This is a genomic window from Paraburkholderia sp. SIMBA_054, from assembly GCF_046534875.1.
In the GTDB taxonomy this organism is placed as follows: domain Bacteria; phylum Pseudomonadota; class Gammaproteobacteria; order Burkholderiales; family Burkholderiaceae; genus Paraburkholderia; species Paraburkholderia hospita.
Window position 1 is genome coordinate 1 of sequence record NZ_JAWRXV010000016.1, and the last position, 16,992, is coordinate 16,992.

At 58.2% G+C, this 16,992-nt stretch carries 12 protein-coding genes and 1 pseudogene; 3 read left to right on the forward strand and 10 right to left on the reverse strand.

Features of this window, described 5'->3' with window-relative positions; translation table 11 throughout:
- A pseudogene (locus SB822_RS20325) lies at positions 1 to 416 on the forward strand (hypothetical protein); the annotation flags it as partial.
- Positions 417 to 674: 258 nt separating this feature from the next.
- On the opposite strand, the gene SB822_RS20330 reads toward SB822_RS20325, so the two are convergent.
- Positions 675 to 1,646: a glycosyltransferase family 4 protein gene (locus SB822_RS20330; protein ID WP_410855550.1), complete on the reverse strand. Its 972-nt coding sequence runs from the start codon at positions 1,644 to 1,646 to the stop codon at positions 675 to 677.
- Between the two features lie 357 nt (positions 1,647 to 2,003).
- On the opposite strand from SB822_RS20330, the gene SB822_RS20335 reads away from it, so the two are divergent.
- The gene (locus SB822_RS20335) at positions 2,004 to 2,885 is read left to right on the forward strand and encodes a hypothetical protein (protein ID WP_410855447.1); all 882 of its coding nucleotides are present in this window, start codon (positions 2,004 to 2,006) and stop codon (positions 2,883 to 2,885) included.
- 492 nt (positions 2,886 to 3,377) lie between these two features.
- On the forward strand, positions 3,378 to 4,454 hold the full coding sequence (locus tag SB822_RS20340; RefSeq protein ID WP_410855448.1) for a LirA/MavJ family T4SS effector: 1,077 nt from the start codon (positions 3,378 to 3,380) through the stop codon (positions 4,452 to 4,454).
- Between the two features lie 375 nt (positions 4,455 to 4,829).
- On the opposite strand, the gene SB822_RS20345 is transcribed toward SB822_RS20340, so the two are convergent.
- The 9 genes from SB822_RS20345 to SB822_RS20385 all read right to left on the reverse strand — a co-directional run bounded on the left by SB822_RS20345 (position 4,830) and on the right by SB822_RS20385 (position 16,977).
- Positions 4,830 to 5,087: a hypothetical protein gene (locus SB822_RS20345; protein WP_410855449.1), complete on the reverse strand. Its 258-nt coding sequence runs from the start codon at positions 5,085 to 5,087 to the stop codon at positions 4,830 to 4,832.
- A 259-nt stretch (positions 5,088 to 5,346) separates the two neighbouring features.
- Entirely contained in the window at positions 5,347 to 5,898 is a 552-nt protein-coding gene (locus SB822_RS20350; RefSeq protein WP_410855450.1) for a hypothetical protein, read from the reverse strand.
- A 291-nt stretch (positions 5,899 to 6,189) separates the two neighbouring features.
- Positions 6,190 to 7,053: an enoyl-CoA hydratase-related protein gene (locus SB822_RS20355; protein ID WP_410855451.1), complete on the reverse strand. Its 864-nt coding sequence runs from the start codon at positions 7,051 to 7,053 to the stop codon at positions 6,190 to 6,192.
- A gap of 353 nt (positions 7,054 to 7,406) precedes the next feature.
- Positions 7,407 to 8,015: a TetR/AcrR family transcriptional regulator gene (locus SB822_RS20360; RefSeq protein WP_410855551.1), complete on the reverse strand. Its 609-nt coding sequence runs from the start codon at positions 8,013 to 8,015 to the stop codon at positions 7,407 to 7,409.
- A 501-nt stretch (positions 8,016 to 8,516) separates the two neighbouring features.
- Positions 8,517 to 9,386 (reverse strand): 4Fe-4S dicluster domain-containing protein, encoded by an 870-nt coding sequence (locus SB822_RS20365; protein WP_410855452.1) that lies wholly within the window; start codon positions 9,384 to 9,386, stop codon positions 8,517 to 8,519.
- A gap of 10 nt (positions 9,387 to 9,396) precedes the next feature.
- On the reverse strand, positions 9,397 to 12,375 hold the full coding sequence (locus SB822_RS20370; protein ID WP_410855453.1) for a molybdopterin-dependent oxidoreductase: 2,979 nt from the start codon (positions 12,373 to 12,375) through the stop codon (positions 9,397 to 9,399).
- Between the two features lie 228 nt (positions 12,376 to 12,603).
- Positions 12,604 to 13,308 carry an OmpW/AlkL family protein gene (locus SB822_RS20375; RefSeq protein ID WP_090838363.1) on the reverse strand — a complete coding sequence of 235 codons (705 nt, stop codon included), beginning with the start codon at positions 13,306 to 13,308 and terminating at the stop codon, positions 12,604 to 12,606.
- Between the two features lie 739 nt (positions 13,309 to 14,047).
- Positions 14,048 to 16,024 (reverse strand): acyl-CoA synthetase, encoded by a 1,977-nt coding sequence (locus SB822_RS20380; RefSeq protein ID WP_410855454.1) that lies wholly within the window; start codon positions 16,022 to 16,024, stop codon positions 14,048 to 14,050.
- Positions 16,021 to 16,977, reverse strand: coding sequence for a fumarylacetoacetate hydrolase family protein (locus SB822_RS20385; protein ID WP_410855455.1), 957 nt, complete (start codon positions 16,975 to 16,977; stop codon positions 16,021 to 16,023). The genes SB822_RS20380 and SB822_RS20385 overlap by 4 nt, the downstream gene beginning before the upstream one ends.
- Positions 16,978 to 16,992 lie beyond the last annotated feature (15 nt).

Genomic DNA, 16,992 nt, shown 5'->3' on the forward strand with positions numbered 1-16,992 from the left:
TTACATGCATGCTGATCAGGGAGCGTCTTGAGCCGATTCATCTTGACGAACGCTTTACGATGCGGACGCATGACGCATGCTCGATGGCCATGCAGAATTTCGCCCCGACCTGGCTTTCTATGCAGATAACTCCCGATCTCGATAGTAGCGGTAGTGAAGGCCCTCGTGCGCAGGCGTATTCGGCTGCGCCGCAAGAAATCGAACAAGCGCAGGCGCTCGCCGATTTGGTTCGACCTTTTTTGCAGGAGGACACCCATAGAGCGGAGCAGCTCACAGGAAGCGGCACCATCACGTGTGACTTCAAGATCTCGGACGTGTATGGAATCTCGGAAGCTTTCGAACCGGAGGGTAAATGCGTTGGAATCGCGTGCTGTCACGCTTCGATAGACGATCATGAACAGTACACCCGAGCATAGTTCCACTGCCTATCGAGAAAACTACCCTACGTGATTTCGTCGATGTACATAATAACAATTATCGATGTTTTAGGGCCAGATCAGCCGCTACTTTTCCAACCATTTTCGGCTTAGCTTTCGCTGGCAGCGATCTCGGTGATTATGATAATACCGTATATACAGTTTATAAAAAGCCGTATCTGCCGGGGCTCGAATGCCTCTGAACCCGGCTCATCTGCGCGAGTAAGGCAGCAACCGGTTAGGCCATCTCCAAAAGGTTCATAGCTCCAAGACACCGTCGTGTCCGACTCCCGCGACGGCCCGAAGCAACGGCGGGTGACGGGCCACGGTCAAGCCCGTGTAGACATCGAGGTATCGCAGCGCCATCGTCCTGGATGTGAAGCGAATTTCGAACTGATCCCGCACTCTGCTACGCGAAAGACCATCGAGTTGCGCCACTGCGCGCACTGCTTCGGCTACATCGCCCACAATGTATCCGGTCACGCCGTGCTCAACCACTTCCGCTGTCGAACCGCGATTGAACGCGATAACGGGCGTGCCACACGCCATCGCCTCTATCATCGCCAGACCGAAGGGTTCGGGCCAGTCAATGGGAAACAACAGCGCACGGGCGCCCGACAGGAACGCGGGTTTCTCGGCCTCATTTATCTCGCCGAGGAAGTCGACGTGAGGCTGCGCCAGCAGCGGCTCGATCACGCTGCGGAAATAGGCTTCGTCAGCCTTGTCCACTTTCGCGGCAATCTTGAGAAGCATACCGGCCCGGGCAGCAATTTCGATAGCCAGATCAGCGCGCTTTTCCGGACTGATCCGGCCCAAGAAGGCCAGATACGTTGGCTGCACGTGCGGCAGCGGCGTCAGCAGCGACGCTGGCACCCCGTGGGGGATCGTATCAAGCCAGTTTGCGCTGGGAAGCGGCGCCCGCTGCGACTCGGAGATTGACACTACCGGTGCCTCGGAAAATACATCGAACACTGGCCGCAGTTCCGGCAAATCGAGACGGCCGTGCAATGTGGTCAGGAAGGGTGTACCAAGCTGCGAGAAGACCGGGAACGGCAAGTAGCTGAGATGGAAATGCAGTATGTCAAAGTCGGGAGCTTTGCGACGAACCTGTTCAAGCATCACGAGGTGCGGCGCAAGCGGATCGCAAACTGTCGGATCGGAACGTAGCGACTTTGTTCGCCGCGCCGGCCGCCATCTCGGTTTCCAACACACCTGCGTAACAATGTTCACGGCGATGTTGAGCCGAGCATGAATCCGTGCCGCCCCCTTGCGATAAACGATGACAGCGGCCTTCTTCACTGCGTAGTCGGTCGTGCCAGGAAAGCGCAGTCGCGTGCCAAAGCTCTAGCCGATCGAGATAGTCCTTCCCTTCTTCGACAACACCTCGTTAGCCACGCGAATTCGGCCGCCCGAGCAATCAAAGCCCGGTCGGTGCCGCCTGACATTTTTGCGCCAATCGTGTCAACCGAAAAAGTCTGTCGAAAGCCGCCATCTTTTTGTCGGGCGCTGCTTTCGTAGGGGGTTTATAAACAATCACACAACGCGATCAGCGGGCAGCGAAGCAATAAATCCCGGTAGGAGAGCGTGATGAATGACACAGATCAAGGCCTTTTTGCACACGTTGCAGAGGCACCGACGAGGTTGCGAACGGCGGCGATCGTCGCAACCATTGCGGTTGCACTCACCGGATGCGGAGGCGGTGGTACAGACAACGCAGCCAGCCCGACAACGGTTGCTAACAAAGCCGTCGCAAGCCCAGCCACCCCCGCCGCTGACAAATCCACCGCGCGTCTAGTCGCTCCCCGGCATGCGCACTTCCAAGGGAAAACCTATAAACAGTGGGTGGTTTCTTTCTGGCAATGGGTGAACGGTATCGACAACGGTCCTTTCTACCCGAATCCGCTCATCAGCTGTTCCCGTCCAATTTCGGCCGGCCAAAGCGGCAGCGTCTGGTACTGGGCCACGCCCAGCCCCTACTTTCATGCACTCGGCGTTCCCAATGCGCCACAGGTTTGCGACCAGTCCGCAGACGTTATTCCTGCAGGGACGTCCATCCTGCTCGCAACACTGGATACTTTTTCGTCGACATTGCTGCCTCCTGGCGCATACACCCCGACCAAGGCGGCGGGCGAACGTGCAATCGCGGACCGCTTCGCCGACCGGATCCAAGACATGTTTGTCACTATCGACAACGTCCCTGTGAACGATATCGAGTCGTATCGTGTTTCTACCGACCGTTTCACATTCACAGCAGCGTTCCGCTGGGTTTTTGGTCTACCTGAACAGATTTACGGAACGGGTACGGGTGCCGCTAACGGCTACTACCTCATGCTTCGGCCGCTGCCGGCAGGTCCACACACGATTCATTATGGCGGCAGGTTTCACTATCTCGCGGGCGACTTCGGGCCAGGCACGCCGCCGCCGGATTACGTCGTGGACGTGACACTCCTTGTCACGATCGCGCCTTAGATGGGCAACGTGTTTTCCTTTATGGCCGAACACGGTCCAATGCATATCACTATTACAACTCCAACTATGCGAAAGGCAAAAACCGACCCTGACCGGTCCTTCCAATTGCAGCGACTCGGGAGGCCGGTTTGGGAAGTCAACCGGCCGCTGAACTCAAGATGCCTGGGCACAGTCTTCGACAGGTCGACCGGCTAAACGGCCCGACCGATCAGAACTGATAGCCGACCTCGATGTCCCCCTCTTGTGCGGACGCATGCGTGGTGCTGACGACAGCGTCGTAACTCAGCGACTTGGCAGGAGAGAATTCAATGAGAGTCATTCCTTTCAAGCTCTCGTATCGATGAATCGAACCTTGGCTGCGAACGAAAGTGAGCGCGTACTAAAAATTGTCGATATGAGAGTATCCTAGAATGAGTGAGTACGCGTGAGATCCGCAGGCTGGCAGTGTGGCTCTGCGCGTTGGTTGAGATCGCTCATTCTGGGAGCAGGATCATGCCTTACCCATTAAGAATAGGGATGACGAAGGAGCAGTTCAAGCAGGAGATAATGGAATATTATTTCCCGGACCTTTGCAAAAGCAGCACGGAATCGAGTTACGCCGACGATTACGCCGCTATTGGCGCATTTCTGACGCGGACCGATGAGGTATTACACAAGCTGATTCCATTGGAAAACAAGCTGCGCGAATTGGCATTGGAGAATGTGAAACAGCTTCGGGCTTCCACGAGCTCGCTTACAAAAACGGACTTCGACACGAAAGAGGTCACCCGAAAAATTTTGACGCGTGCATTGCTCGACGTCGAAACACAAGCTGGATTCAGCCAGGCCAAGAGTGGACTGCTGCACGACAACTCGGTTTTCGGCGAGGGGAAACGCAGCCAGGTGACATTGACAGATAAAGGAAGAACGACCGAAAGCAAGCGAGGAAACGCAAAAGACGTCAGTCTTCCAGCCGGCGTACCGAAGATTATCGGTAATATACACCCTACGGATTTCATGGTCCTGTTGAAGCACGGATACATGTTCAAGGACGTAGGGGCAGAGTCTGCGCATGGCGAATTCACGCATCGATTGCAGTGGTATGCAATCATCAAGGCCCGGGGCGAATTGAATCTGGCCAATAAGCCAATCGATCTGTACAAGAAGATGTGGTTCAAGAGTACGCTCGGAACAACGAACATTCCGACTAACCTCAAGTTGTACATGTGGGTGGCCCTTTTAGACAACTTATCGTCGGAGAAACAAGCGCTCAATTTGGGGACCATCGCGTGGACCGCTAACACATTCAACGCGCCCGAGGACATGAATACGGCATTGACGCGCAAAGATTACAGACCGGAGGCGCAATTCAAGGAGCAGGACTCCAGCAACCTCTTTGTACTTCGCAAATTATTGGCGGCGCGGCAAGGGAAGCGCGCACTTGGCGGCTACGACGGCGGCACCGATACGTATTCCAAGAAGAAGTTGGTTGACGGTAAGGCAAAGACAATTCTTGCGGGCAGACATACCGTGGGAGACACCAATCTGAGCGACCTGAAGCACGTCGTGGTTTGGATCGAAAGCCTGTAAAGGAGAATGATCTACTACGGAGACCGCGCCAAAGCTGGGGCTAAAGTCGGGCCCGCGAATAGGGCGATGGGAGTTTTCATAGTAAGTTACTACCCCGACCATCCGAAACGACCTCCGTCCTCAAGCTGCGAATCAGTCTGCGCGGCGTCATCCCGCCGGTGTGACGACGACTCACTCCTGATTCCTGAGCGGGCCACGATTGCGCAAGCGGCCGGTACTTGATACGAAGCCGACACCCGAACGTCACACCCATTCCTGAGGCAAATGACGCTTCATGGCCGCACTTTGCCGCCCGCCGCTCCTGCGGTTGTTGCTTGACCGACCTGCGCCGCAGGCCGCCTCCGCACTGAAGTGATGGGCTGAAAGCCTTGCCAATCAAGGGATCGGACGCACAAATTCCAGCCCAAGTCTCACGTTATAGGCAAGGAAACGGCCTTCGGGCGTTATGCCGAGGCCCGTGATATTCTCCCGCTGAAATTCGTCTAGACGCGAATCATCGTCTACGCCGAGGCTGACGGTCAAAGCCCCGTCCATCTCGGTTATGACCTTGTAGTTATAGTTCACAACCGCCCCGAAACAAGTAATCTCGCCCTCATCCACAACTAGCTTTGAGAGCGGATCGTCCGCCCCCATCCAGCGACCCTGCATTTGCGGTGGCAACGGCTAGTCACGTCCCATTCGTTCCACTCTTATCTCTCATCCGTAAGTCCGGTAAATGGGATTGTCGACGATCTGGACAGTACTGTCGACTGACCGCTCTTGGCCGAACTGAGCCCGACGCATCAGGCTTGGTTCGAGCAGCTTCCGCCGCTCCCTAACATATTTCGCGAAAGGTGGCTTTCCGGAGTTTGGCGGTCTTCCTATCGCCGAAAGTCTGCCCCGGCAGCGGTAATCAGAACTGTTTGTTGTGACGGCCTTTATGATCATGAAGCGGGTCGGGGCTCTTCAACGTCTCGCGCAGCACACCGGCGTCGTCGAAAGCGAAGTTGAACAGCTGGTACCACACGCCGTCTTCCAGATATCGGTAACTCCATACCTGGCGCTTCTTCAGTGGAAAATATGCCGTTTCCGCGGGCCGGCCGAACTGAACGAGGACATCGCTTTGTGTCCACTTGTCAGGCTCCGCTCGATAAAACTCGCCCGTTTGCAGCACCTGGCGGACGTTGATCACCTTGCCGGCCGCGTCGATGTCCGCGACCGTGGTGACTTCGCCCATCGGCTGCGTCGGCCACATTAACCGCCTCGCCCCGTCCGGAAGGTCGTACACCTCGCGCGGCGGTCCCAGCCTCGCAACGACGGCGAATTCCGGCTCACCGGCATGGAACCCCTGCCACGGCTGTACGCAAGCGCCAAGCACAATAACCGACGCACAGGCGAACACGGTGCGGATGTGGCAGCACTGGCGCCACACAGCGGGGCGTGTTCTTGATCGACGGGACGTCATGGAGGACCTCCCCTTCTACACGTATGCAGTTTGACACGAGGGAGCGGCAAAGATTTGAGCCGATCGTGAAAACACCGGATTCGAAGACCGAATCACTCGCATGATGGTTCATGCGATCGCATATGTCGAGCCACACACCGCGAAACGGGGTAAGCGCTGTTCGATGACCACTGTGGTCTCGTTGGCGAGCAAGTCGCGGACGGTCGATTCAATGGACTAGCGCATCGATAGTCTCGTCAGGTTGTGATCGTCGGAGCGGGACGGCTGCGCATCCGCGCGCGCACGACTGGCCTACAGCAATTCCCGGTCGTGCGGATTCGCCGTCTGGCGGGTTGTCAGCGGCGATAACGCGTCGAAGCGTCCCTGTCGCTTTCCATACCAGGCCGAAACTCCCTCTGCAAGGTCCTGGGTGTCGAAGATGGAGCTCTGCAGCAAGGCCATGTGTCGCAGAGATTCGGACGTACCATGATCGCGCGCGAAGTTGATCGCAGTCTTGCACCCGGCAACGGCCAGCGGAGACTTGGACGCGATGATTCGGGCCAGCTGCATAGCGTCTGCGAGCAGCGCCTCGGCATCGGGCAACACGGCATTCACGAGGCCGACTGCTAATGCACGCTCGGCGCTCAACCGCTCACTGGTGTAGGCCATCTGGCGGGCCACGCCGGCCGGAATGATCTTCGGCAGGCGCTGGAGCACACCCAGATCAGCCGTCATGCCGAGCTCGGTTTCCTGAAGTGCGAAGAACGCATCGGTCGTGCAAATGCGAATGTCGCAGGCAACGGCGAGATCGAGGCCTCCGCCGATGCAGCCGCCCTGAATTGCGCCGATGACGGGGAACCGGACTTGATCGAGAGTGTCGAGGCAATCCATCAGATTTCGCAACGCGCGCTGGAAGCTCAATCGAGCGCGTGGACTGCTGCTGTCAAACAGATCCGTTGTGCCGGCGAACACGTCGAGCGCCATGCCGGCCGAAAAATGCTTTCCAGTGGAACTGATGACGAGGGCACGGGTGTCGCCCTCGTCATCGAGCGCCAGGACGGAGTCGCGCAACCCGCTGAAAAAGGCCATACCCATCGTATTGAGCCGGTCGGGACGGTTCAGCTCGAGATGTGCGATGCCGGATTCGTTGCTGATGTGAAAATACTCGTTTTGCATGGATAGCCTCGAGAAGTCTGTCGTCAGTCTGCGGCGACTTTTCCGGTCAGTAGCCAATGGGCGACTGGTGCGATTCGAGTTCGCTGCGGCAGTCGAGTTGAAACGCCGCGCACGACAACGCAATGGTTGCGCACAAGCCGGGTTGTTGTGCGCAGCGCCTTTCACGTCGTTGACTCCAATCAAGAGGACCGCTACCGCTTCGCGTCACGGGATATGTGCCCAGCCCCGGGATCGCCGCCGACGCCTGTGTGAACTGCTGTTTGCCATCCTGAAACAAATTCGTGCCACGGAGCTGTGAACCAGTTGCCGTTCGCGCTCTGTCGGCAGTGACCGATGCGCGGTATTTGATCCGACTACCGCTGCAATACGCAGGAAAGAAATCCGGCAAGGACCGTCTGCATCACCTCGTCGTTCACCATCTGCGGATCACACATTCTGAAGAACTGCATACCATCGCACAGACTCACCAAGCCGAGAGCGAGCGCGTCCACCTGCAGGGGCAGTGGTCCGCCCTCGCACTCCGAAACGGTGCGAATGTACGCTCTGACCTCGTCGAGCTTTTCATGCCGGAATACGTTAAAGCGTTCCTGAAACTTTGCGTCTCGGCACCCGAACAACCTGGCTTCGACCCAAAGCGGGAAGCCGTCATGTTGAGAAAACTGCCGCCTGAAGTATTCGATGGCACGCGCCTTCATCTGCTCGCGGGTGCCAACCTTTTCCACAATCGCCCGCTGTTTGGCCTGTGCGCTATCGTGGTCCCGGCGAAGCAACTCAAGCAGCAGTTCCGGCTTACCATCGAAATTCGAGTAGAACGCGCCGCGCGTGTAGCCGGCTGCCTCGGCGATGTCCTCAACGCTCGTTGCGGCCAATCCCTTTTTGACGAACATCATCCGCGCAGCCTCAAGCAGATTCTCAAGCGTCTGCTCTTTGCGCTGTATGCGTGTCAGGCGTTCCCGCTTCATGGCATAACGGAACGGTCGGATCGGAATCTGCGGTTCTGCGTAAGTCGAGCAAAGCCCGAGCGCCGGGTGCAAGGCGCGTGCCGCGGAACGGAGGGACCGCAAGAATTCGACGGTGTCATGCCAAATGTCCAAGGAAAGAGTGGCGCCACGAACGGCTTAACGCTGTAGCTGTGGGTGACACTTGATATGGAGTGCATACTACTTCAGTGACCGCGTGTATGCTTTTGCGGTACATGCATGAGGGACCCGCAAATTTCCGACTGTGAGCCAGCTGCACGGCTGCGTCCATGACATCGCCCTGCATTGTGATTCCGGTCGACCCCGTATAACGACATTAAATTCATATCTGATGATATTGTCGAATAAAGAATTAAAATGGAGATTGATTGAAGACCATCCCGACCAGAAACTCGCCATTTCCCCGGTCGGGGTATCGCGGTCCCTCGTGTCTACAGTTGGAGGGTCTGTCGGTCCCCAGGCAAAGCAGCTTCGTTGCGGCGCTCACGGTGACACCACCTCCGCGGCATGGGTCGACTGGGCGAGGCTGACCTCGCCCAGATAAACGCTTTCACCCAGTTCGCATTCGCGCCAGGCGTTGCCAAGGGCATGACGGATTTCGACCCGGTAGAGGCCACTGCCCTTGACCAGACCACCGAACCGGAAATCTCCGAAGCCGTCCGAGACGGTTTCGGCAACTTTCTGACTGCCAACGTACAGGGCGACTGACGCATCCGTGACGCACTCGACTACGTCTTCAATCTGCGCGCTGACGCTTCCGCCGATAAAGCACGTTTCCCAGCGCTCGAGGCCGCTGTACCAGACGCGAGGCTTCGTACCCAGGTTGGGCCGCAGACCCTTGAGCCCCTCGCGCCGGGCCTTCTCGGCCATCGCTGCGTCATCGAGCTTGACTGTTTCGAAGACATCGGTGGGGCATGACTGCTGGCAACGCGGCTGGGGCCAACCCTGGTCGAGCAGATGGGCATCGAAGATCCAGATCTGCGGCAGTTGCAGCTCTTCATTCCAGACGATCGCCTTGTACGGGCACGACTTCACGATGTCCTTCCGGCCTCGCGCCTTGTCCGGGTCGATAATGACGATGCCGTCGGCGCGCTTGCGAATGGCGCTCCCACCCACACGCATGCACGGTGCTTCGTCGCAGTGATTACACATGACCGGCAGATACGCGGTCTCAACCATATGCGCGTCCCCCTGGACGCGGCGCAGGATGCGAACGGGGCTCTCGGCGTCTGGCGCGGCGGGCGCGGCATAACCGGGGAAGTCGTTGCCGACGTGCTCGTCCCGCGCAGCAATGACGCAGTTCTGACAGTTCTCGCAACGCCCCACCTTGATAACCAGATTCCACTTGCTCATTCCATGTTCCTCACGCTGCGCGACCGAGCTTGAACGCCTCGGCACTTCTCCACTTTTCGACCTGCACGAGACAGGAGTTGGGGCTCATGCTGCTCGTGCCGGCAGTTTGAGACCGGTCGGGGGTCAGCATATTCATGCAACCGCCGATTTCGACGCGCTCGCCTTCGATTTCAATCAGTTTGAATTCGGCGCTCGCCTCGTACGACTTGACTACTCCCGCGTTGACCAGCGGCGAGACGTCGGCCGCGCAGATCACTGCGCCCCGGTCGTTGTAAACCTTGACGAGGTCGCGATGGGCTATGCCTCGAATTGTCGCGTCTGCCCGACTAAGCCTCAGCAGCCAGAAGCGGTGCCCACCGATCAACGCGCGATGGTCCTCGATGCTGTTCACCGAGGAGTTCTTGCCGTCGCAGTGGGTATGGAAGCTGTAACGACTGTGCGTGGCAATCAACTGGAGTGGATACCGTTCGGCGAGCTCGGAACGCATTCCCTCCCAGGATGGAATGTAGCGATTGAGCGCCGGCCGTTCGGGATTGTCCGCCGTGTGCCGCTTTAGCAACTCGGGTACGAACTCCAGTTTGCCGCTCGGCGTCTGCAGGCCCGTGCCGAATTTTTCGGCGAACTGGGACGGCAGTGGGTGGGGTTCCTGCAGATCCTTCCGCCGGCCCTCCGCAAACCAGCGCATGTCCACCGGATGGCGCAATTCGGGCTTCTCGGGTGGCACGACGAAATAGCCCTTGCGGCAGAACTCGCGCCACGAAATATGATCGGGCAAATCCGACGAATCGAAGACCCGCTTGACCCAGTCAAGCTCACTGCACCCCTCGGTGAACACAGCGCCCAAGCCTAACCGGGTCAGGATCGCGGTGAAAATGTCGTAGTCGGAACGGGACTCGCCCAAAGGCTCGATGCACTTGTGCTGCAGCGTCATGATGCGATGATTGACCGTGCTGTAGCCATGATGGGCGTAGCCGCCGGAATTCGACCATTCCCCGATGTCCCAGCGCTCCAGCGAAGTGCAGGCAGGCAGGATGACGTCGGCAAACTGAGCCTCACCCTCCATCCAGATGGACTGGTTGACCACAAACTCGATGCTCGAATGCCGGTAGGCGTCGGCCCAGCGTCCGGAATTCGTCACCGTGCTGAAGGCGGATCCGCCGTAACGGTAGATCATGTGGATCGGCGAATACCCGGGCATGGGATAGGTGAACGGCGCGAACTGGGCTTCCTGCGACATGCCGTCCCAGAGGTAGCCCGTGGCGTGACCGTTGATGATGGCATCGGGCAGTTGCTGCCGCGGCACCATCTGCTTGACGGGATTCATGGTCAGGATGTGCGGCATGCGCTGGTAATTGTTTACCGCATTGGCGGTCCACGCCAGGTCGCCGGAAATGCCGCCGTCCGCGTAGCCGGGGAAATAGAAATGGAGGTCGTGAGGGACACCGACTTCAAGGCAGCCGAAGTTCACGCCCGGCTTACCCCAGCCCTGCATCGCCATCATCATGATCATGCAGCGCGCCCATTGCGCTCCCGTCGCGCCTCGGCCCGCGCCACCGAATCCCGCACCGGTCATCCCGACAGCCAGGTGGACCTTCCTGTTCCCCCAGCGGCGCGCAAGCGCGCGTACGTCCTTGGCGGGCACGCCGGTCTCGCCTTCCTGCCACTCGGGTGTCTTGGCAACTCCGTCGGTTTCGCCGAGAAGGTAGGCTTTCCACTCGTCAAACCCGGTCGTGCGGGTAGCGACGTAATCCTTGTCGTACAGATTTTCCACGGCCCACACGTACATAATGGCGGTGGCGAGCGCAGCGTCGGTTTGCGGTCGGACCGGAATCCATCGCCCGCCGAGCAATTGCGCGGTGGGGTTGCAGTGCGGGTCGATATGAACGAACTCAATGCCGAGTTCCTTGGCCCACAGGCGGCGCGGCGTCCCCTCGAATCCCGCATAAGCGCCATTGGTGCTTTCGGGATCGCAGGACCAGAAGACAATCATGTCCGCTTCCTTCAGGCAATCCTCGACACCGCCATAGCCGGATGGAACGCCGATCCGCATTGAATTGCCGAAATGATGCATGGCGCCCCAGTACCAGCCTTCCCAGCTGTCCGGATTCGCGGCGACTCGAGTGAAGCCGATCAGGTTGGCAAAACGTGTCAGCGCGCTGAGGTAGTAGCCCACATTGCCCCACTGGTGGTGGGACGACAGCGGGAACGTAATCGAACCTGGTCCATGAACACGCTTCTGCCGATTGATTTCTTTCGCGACAATGTCCAGCGCCTCCTCCCAACTGATACGCACATAGCCGGACTTGCCGCGGTTTTGCGGATTGCGCTCGCCGTCAGGATCGAAGTCGACTCGCTTCATCGGATGAAGGATGCGCTTGTCCGAATAGACGAGCGACTTGAGCGTCAACGCGTGGGGTGCGACCAGGCCACGCCGTGGCGGACTGAAGCGGCGTCCACGCGCCTCGATCACATAGCTTGGAGCATCCGTGCTGTCCAGATCGATGGGCGTCACCCGGACGACGCGACCATCCTTGACATAGACGAACAGCGGACCGCCGTTTGTGCAGGTAGTGTAGCGGCGTGTACCGTCGCGCATCCGCGTGCCCATCGGCAAACCGATGGTCTGCATCATGCTCAGGGTTTGCATGACCCAAACGAGTAGTTCGTCCTCGCCCTCGGTCACCACCTTGAAGTTCTTCGCGGCGTGGATAATCTCACCCTGGTCCGGCTTGGGGGAAAAGAACTTCAGCGCGGTGGCGACATCCTTGAAAGCCATGCGCACGTCGAAGCGCCGATGATTGCTGGCACGCAACCGAATGTGACCATTCTTGAACTCGATGATCCGATTGATGCTTCCGTCCATGAGCCCGATCGAAACGACGAGATCGCGCTCCTTCAGGCGTTCACGATAGGCGGGAAACCGGCGTGCCGTCAGTTCAAGGAGCTTGGGCAACGCAAAAAGAATGGTCTTGAGGACCTGTCGTTTCATTATTCGATCCAATGGGAAGCTTTGCTACACAAGCGATGGCATGAGGGCACAACCGACCGTCTCCCGGGCCTTGTGAACAGCCCGGGTGAACGGTCATGCCCGGCTGTGGGTTAGCGACCCGGGGAACGCCGGGCTCCATTGCAGCAGCATGTGCCGCGATATGTCGTATCCCATGTCTTTGATGAGCATTCAAAACCTCTCGGTTGGCGCGCCCGTAACTTGTGCATGCTAGAACGTATAGGCGACGTTCACGAAGACGTTAAGGGGATTAAGTCGGAGCGTCGACTTTGAAACGACCTGCGTTCCCGTTGCGGTCTGCCCGTACAACGTGAGGTGCGTCGTCACTGGCACGTAACCGACAGAGGTTCCGACCGACCAGTGTTTTGTAATCGCGTAGTTTGCCCCGATCTCGAATACGGGATTCCACGACGAACTGAGGTCCGCGTGTGCCGAACCGCCTGGTCCGAGGCTGTCAGTAACAAACTGGCTATTGGAAATCCGGACCTGGGTGAACCACGTATAGTTCACGCCCAGACCGACGAATGGACGGAATTTCGACGCGGCTGAAAACAAATGGTATCGAAGTTCGATGGCGGGCGGCATCGGCTTTGTCGAGCCGAGGTTGCCGTACTTCTGTAGCGTCCCATCGCCAACCAGATTTACTTTGAGTGGCAGACCGAAAAGCATGGCGACACCGATGTTGTCCGTGACGTAGTACTCGGTGGTAATTCCCACAGTATCCGAAGAAGTCGGATGCGCCCCGCTGCCGGGCAGTTGCTGGTTCACCGTTACACCGCCAATGCTTTGCACGGTTAGTGGCGATGCATCGCCCTGCGGCGCAATGTGAAGCCATCCCGTCGACAGCGTGATGCTTCCGGCCGATTGCGCATTAGCATCGTCGGTAAGCGCGGCTGAGCAGATACAAGCCGCCATACCGGCGGTACTGATTATTCGCCTGCAATTTTTCACGTGTCGTCTCCTGTCCCGTTGTCTGGACATTTTTTATGAACACCAGTGCATCCCGTGGAACCAATCCGCACTCTGCCCGTGGGGTTGTGTCGTTCTCCATAGTCTTCGTCCGGCTATGAAGGTCAACGGTGTGCTCTGTTACGTAGTTATACTAAATACATCAATGACGGTATCGATATTTCGAGCACCGGTACTTCGTTCAAACTCGTCTTTTAAAAAACTTACGCGTGACCTTTTGCGGTTCCGTCTACACCGTACCTGCCGGTAGCCGAACTTAAATCCGTCCAGTTACCTGTACTCTGTCCGTTCCGTATAGGTACTGATACAGATTTCCCCTCCACCGCCATGCACGCTAGTAAGCGCGCATCGCAACGCGCTCAGCCTCGGGCGGGAACACACACCACGCACCGTCGCGGTGCCGGAAGAAAAACAGTCCAACCGGTCCTGTCGGCAGCATTAGTTCGATACGCACATAGTGTTTCCGATTCGAGCCCGCATGACCGAATCGCGTAACCCGAACCGGCGCCGCAGAAGTTGGCCCGAGCCATTTTTCAACAAGCGAACGCAAGGACCTTTCCGAGGTAGTACTCATTCTCTTTCCCATCAAAATCGCTTCGAGCTCTTGACTCATGCCACCGGCGTCTGGGGTACGGTATCGGCCACTTGCACGTGACTGACGTTCCCGCCAATGCCTTTGCTCCTGTTACCTTGGCCTGCCAGGCACCTCGGTCGATTCCGGACTATCACGATTGTTCTGCGGTTTCGCGGCAGCCGACACGGAAAATGCGAACGGAAAACGTCCGAGCGCGGAAGTCGCCAAGGCTTCCAGCGCGGGGTCGGGAAGTTCGACGTGCAGTGAAATCCCGCGCGAGCTGTCTTCAATGATGCTGACGGTTGCATCCTCGACACCGGCCGCGACGAGTGCCGACTTAAGCGCGTCTTCCGTTTCGCGCCGTCTCAGCGCAGGCTTGAATATCTTGCCGACGCCTGTCAGTGGCATCGCATCCACGATCCGTATTCCCTTCGGACACGCGGCACGCTCGTTGATCTCGTGACGCAGAAACTCCACCAGTTCCGCTTCGGTTGCGGTGGTGCCTGGTTTTAGCTGGACATATGCAACCGGCAACTCACCCGCATGGATATCGGGGCGACCCACGGCTGCGGCAATCTGGACTGCGGGATGGCGGTGAAGTGGTTCCTCGATTGCCGCCGGATCGATGTTGTGTCCGCCACGGATAATCAGCTCCTTCTTACGGCCGGTGAGCCAGAAATAACCGTCGGCGTCACAGCGCCCGAGATCGCCGGTATTGAGCCAGCGGCCGCCATCACCTGACTCCATCCAGATGCCGCTGTTCTGCTCCGGCCGGATATAGCCAGCGAACACGTTTGGACCGGAGATAACCAGCTGGCCGACCTCATCGGCAACGCAATCCCGTACATACCTGCCGGTTTGATCGACCACCACTGCTTTCATTGCCTGACCGGGCAAACGAAGACCAATCGAACCGACCCTGCGCTCGCCAAGCGACGGGTTAACGCTGCTAATGCAGGTCCCTTCGGTAAGGCCGTAGCCTTCAAGGATTCTTATTCCTGTACGGTGCTGGAAGGTGCGAAGTAATTCGGCGGGCATCGGTGCAGCCCCGCACAGGCCATACTCGAGCGAGCCGATATCGTGCTCTCCAACCGGGACATCCAGTAGCGCCCCGTAGAGCGTTGGCACACCGCTGAAGAAGTTGACGCGGTAGTGCTCGACAATTTCCCAGAAACGCTTGACAACCCCCTCGCCCCGATACCCTTGCGGCGTGCCGAGCACGACGTGGGCACCACGCGAGAACGCCAGCAGACCTGTCACCGTCACGGCGTTGACGTGGAAAAGCGGTAATCCGCACAGAATCGTTTTGCCTGGGCCAATGGTTTCACCGAAGAATTGACCCGCGTTCCACGCATTGGCCACCTCGTTGCCATGCCGGCGCATCGCAATCTTTGGGAGTCCCGTGGTGCCGCCCGTGCAGAAGTAGGACGATTCATCACCGATGCCTATCCGACGCGTGCTGCTGAGCGCCGCCCCAGACTCACCTGCGATTGCGGCGTTGAAGTCGTGGATACGGATCTGGGAAGGAACCGCGCTTCGCAAACGTTGAAGCATCCCGACCGCAAAGTGCTCTTCGCCCGGCATACGGTCAGCCAGATTGACGAGCACCAGATCCTTCAGGGTGGGAACCGTATGCAACACTGCTCGCACTTTTTGCCAAAGGTCGGTGCCCGCAAATGGCGCCAGCGTGACGAGCACGCTGGCCCCTGAGGCGTTGAGCAGTTCGCCGATGGCTTCCGCTTCAAGCAGCGGATTGATCGCGCAGACAATTCCGGCCGCCTCGCCGCCCCAGATCACGAAATGCGTCTCGGGGAGGTTGGGCAGTACATATGCGATGACCGAGTCGTGTTGCACGCCCAATTGCGCAAACATGTTCGCGGTCCGCGTGACATCGTGCACGAGTTCACTGTATGTCCAGCGCTCTGCGTTCCGGTAGTCATCGGCCGTTGCAAAAAATGAGAGTGCGGGTGCGGACGGATTAATCGCCGCGCCCCGGCAGATCATCTCGTAAGTGCTCGTTGGCAGATCCGCCGGTGGCCCCTGCCTTTCGATGGCAAGGACATCGTCCATGCTTGTGACGCCTTTCATGCTGCGTCTTCCATGACAACGTTGCGTTGGACGCCAAGATTGATCGAGCGGTCATAGCTGACGATATGCGCCTCCACGACGTCCCCGACCTGCAGGTACTGGGGCCTTTCCGCCTGCATCTGGAGAAACAGCCGCCATTTTTCCGCTTCAGGCAACTGCGCCGCAGCGCGTTGCCTTTCGGGTGACGGAACGCTTAGTGCACAACCGGAGGGCGTCCCCGTCGCGAGCAGGTCCCCGACGCGCAGGTCCTGTACGCCGGAAAGCTCCGTCAGGGTCTCTGCCGGCCCATAGACAAGTCCCGCGGTGGAGTCGTTCTGACGGACAGTACCGTTTACCGTCAGCGTCAGCACGAGCTCCTTCAACTTCGGAATGTCCTCTTTCTCAAGCAGGCAAAGATAGGGACCCACGGGGCCAAACGTGCGATAACTCTTGCCCTTGTAGAACTGCATCTGCGGAATCTGGATGTCACGCGCGGAATAGTCGTTCACGATCACGGCGCCGGCGATGTAGTCGTGCAGGTTCTCGTCGGTGACCATTTCGCGCGACGTGATGTCACGTTTGAGCACAAGACCGAGTTCGATTTCATAGTCAAGAAACCGCACCTCCTTCGGCTTCACAACGGTCGAGTCGGCCGGAACGATGCAACTGGTCGCATTCGTGAAGATCATGTTGAACTTCTTCACATCCGGGTCCATGCCGGACTCGATCATATGCTGTCGGTAGTTCGCGCCCTGACAGATGAACTGCTGATTGCTGGTCACCGGCGACAACCATTGCACTTCCGATTCGGGAATTGTGGGACCGCTCAGCACCACCAGCCGTTCAACCGGATTGGCCTCGATAAACTCGGCGGTTGACTTGAACTCGCCCGGAATCGGCGTGATAGCGCCATTTGCCACCACGCCCCACTGGGCGCGGCCATGATGCAGGTAATGCAGAATGTGAAGTGCCATTTATCGATCTCCGGA